This window comes from Pseudogulbenkiania sp. FW507-F1, from assembly GCF_058781125.1.
In genome coordinates, this window is record NZ_JBYSWM010000060.1 from 1 (window position 1) to 3,282 (window position 3,282).

Here is a 3,282-nt window from a genome sequence, read left to right on the forward strand (position 1 = left end):
TTGCGGGAGTTGGGCAGCGGCTGGATGGCGGCTTGGTCCACCACCATTTCGGTATTCAGGTTGGTCGGCGCGTTCATGGTCATCCTCGTTTATTCATCTCGTCATCAGGCGCCGAAGACGCGGCCCAGGTACACCACCAGCAGCATGTAGCCGGCAATGAAAATGGCCTCGCTGCTCATCAGCACGATCGGCTTCCAGCCCAGTTCCGCCAGCTTTTCCAGCGAGGTCTTGACGCCGAGGGCGGCGATCGAGGTCACAAGGCACCAGCGCGATACGGTCGAGCTCGCTTCCACCACTTGATGCGACAGCAGCCCCAGGCTGTTGAGCGCGGCTAGCCCGGCAAACACCACCAGGAACATCGGCAGGATCGGGGTCTTGCTGCCGGCCGTGGCGGTTTTCTTGCGCTCAGCGTGGAAGGTCAGCGCCAGGATCACCACCACCGGCATCAGCATGGCGACGCGGAACATCTTGGCCAGCGTGGCGGCGTCGCCCACTTCCGGCGAGATGATCAGGCCGGCGCCCACCACCTGCGCCACGTCGTGGATCGAACCGCCCAGGAACAGGCCGGCTTCCGCGGTGGAGAGCCCGGCATGCTTGACGATGAGCGGGTACAGCACCATGGCCAGCGTGGAGAAGATGGCGATGCCGATGGCGGTGAGCAGGGTGTAGCGCTCGTTTTCCCGCGTCGCCGGCAGGGTGGAGGAGATCGCCAAGGTGGCCGAGATGCCGCAAATGCCGGTGCCGCCGCCGGAGAGCAGGCCCAGCATCGAGGGCAGGCCGAGCAGGCGCGCCATCAGGATGCCGAAGCCGATGGTCAGGCCCACCGCGCCGATCAGCGCGCCGACCCCGGTCAGGCCCAGGTCGCTGACGTCGCTGGCGACGATGCGGGCGCCGAGCAGGGCGACGCCGAAGCGCACCAGCTTCTTGGCCGAGAGTTCGATGCCGGGCTGGCATTTCTCCGAATCGGCCAGGAAGTGGAAGGCAATGCCCATCAGCAAGGCATAGAGAAACTGCGGGCCGCCGTAATGCTCGGACACGAAGGTCGCGGCGATGGCGATGACGCCGCAGAGCATGATGCCGGGAAGAAGCGCCCGGGTCTGCGCGAACATCACGGGTTGGGCGAGACTGCTGGGAGGGATCATCGTGTGGGTCTCCGGTGATGGACATCGTTCCCGCCCCGCCTCGAGCCCCGACGAGACGGGGGTGGGAGGGGGCGGATTGGGGCTGGGCCGGTGTGGCCAGCACTCAAACAAATAACAAAAAACGGTACAAATAATTCCGTTAATTTGTTTTTTGAAAACTATAAGTCGGGCACCAGGGGAATGCAATAGTGAATTTCAAATATCGATACAAAACGTACTGATATTTTGTTTTTTAGAAAAAGACAGCGGGCCGCCGAGGAGGTGTCGGCGGCCCGCTGGAAGGGGAAGGGTTTACAGCTTGGTGTAGTCGGTGGAAGGCTCAGCCAAGGTGGTAGCCGGTGCACCCTTGCGGAAAACCTGGCGTACCACGTAGCCCAGCAGCAGGATGCCCAGGCTGGCCACGCCCAGCAGCAGCGGCGAGCGCTGGTCCGGGATGAACGCCATGGCCACCACGATGCCGATCATGCCGGCGATGGCGAGGTAGGTCAGGTAGGGGTAGGCCCACATCTTGACGCGCAGCCGTTCCGGCGCCTCGCGCTCCAGGCGGGCACGCAGGCGCAGCTGCGAGATGGCGATCAGGATGTAGACGAAAATCGCCACCGTGCCGTAGGAATCGACCAGGAAGGCGAACACCTTGTCCGGCGAAATGTAGGACATCACCACCGCCGCGTAGCCGAACAGCGTGGCAAACAGGATGGCGCGCACCGGCACGCCGTTGCGGGTCAGCTTGGCCAGCGATTTGGGCGCGTCACCGCGCTTGGTCAGGGCGAACAGCATGCGCGACGACGCGTACAGGCCGGAGTTGAGGGCCGACAGCACGGCGGTCAGCACCACGGCGTTCATGATCTGCGCCGCAGCCGGGATGCCCATCGCGTTGAGCGCGCTGACGTACGGGGTGGCGATGCCGGGCGAACTCCACGGCACCAGGCAGACCACCAGCAGCACCGAGCCGACGTAGAAAACCAGCACCCGGGTGATCACCGAGTTGGTGGCCTTGGCGATGGCTTTTTGCGGTTCGGCGGTTTCCGCGGCGGCGATGGTGACGATCTCGGCGCCGAAATAGAAACCGGTCGCCGCCACCGCCCCGGTCAGCACCGGCACCCAGCCATGCGGGGCAAAGCCGCCGTGCGCGGTCAGGTTGCTGACGTTGAGGCTCGCTCCCGGCCACATGCCGAGCACGTACAGGCTCGCCAGGAACAGGAACACGACGATGGCGCCGACCTTGATCGAGGAGAACCAGAACTCGAACTCACCGAACGACTTCACCGAGATCAGATTGGTCAGGGTGAGCGTCACCAGCAAGGTCAGGCTGATGATCCAGGTGGGCATGTCGGGTAGCCAGTAACGCACCAGGTTGGCCCCGGCGACCGCTTCGAGCGCCACCACGATGACCCAGAAGTACCAGTACATCCAGCCGGTGAGGAAACCGGCCAGTTCGCCCACGGCCGGGCGGTCGTGCCAGGCTTCGCGGGCGTATTCGTAGAAAGAGCCGCCGGTGGGCAGGGCGACGGCCATTTCCCCCAGCATGCGCATGACCAAGACCACGAGCAGGCCGGTGATGAGGAAGGAGAGAATGGCGGCGGGGCCGGTGGCCTTGATCACCACGCCGCTGCCGACAAACAGACCCGCGCCAATCACACCACCGAGTGCAATCATGGTCATGTGGCGCTGCTTCAGGCTGTGCTGGAGCCCGTTTGAATGCTGCTGGTTGCCTATCACTTTGATATATCTCCGTATTTCTCTATTGTAGGACGCCACGGTTTGTTGAGTTGTAGGGGAATGGCAACGTGCGTGCGCCGCCCTCCGGTCCGTGGTCGTTCAGGGTCGTGTGACTGTCCGTGCTACCGGGTATGGGAGGTATCCGGGCAGCCAGGGTGGGTATCTCGGTTTCGGTTCACCTTTCTGAAACGATGAGGTCGCCGCGGCAGTGAGGCGGGGCGGACCGTGAGGCGTACACTGCCTGCGACACGGCCCGCTTGTCTTCACTTTTTCGCGTCAGCGCGGTGGTTGATCACACGTAATCCTTGTACTTGTCGAGGAATCGGACCGGCTTGGACAGGGCATCGCGGCGGAAGGGGTCGCCCAGCTCGCGGGTGCACATGATCTCGATGATGCAGGTCTTGCCATGGTTCATCTGCAG

At 63.5% G+C, this 3,282-nt stretch carries 2 protein-coding genes; both read right to left on the minus strand.

All coding sequences use genetic code 11. The annotated features are described in order from the left end of the window. Positions 1 to 104 precede the first annotated feature (104 nt). On the minus strand, positions 105 to 1,142 hold the full coding sequence (locus tag AC3WG5_RS19145; RefSeq protein WP_014086804.1) for a YeiH family protein: 1,038 nt from the start codon (positions 1,140 to 1,142) through the stop codon (positions 105 to 107). A 291-nt stretch (positions 1,143 to 1,433) separates the two neighbouring features. Further along, a complete protein-coding gene (locus AC3WG5_RS19150; RefSeq protein ID WP_492570316.1) occupies positions 1,434 to 2,804 on the minus strand; it encodes an amino acid permease in 1,371 nt (456 codons plus the stop codon). Positions 2,805 to 3,282: the final 478 nt, after the last annotated feature.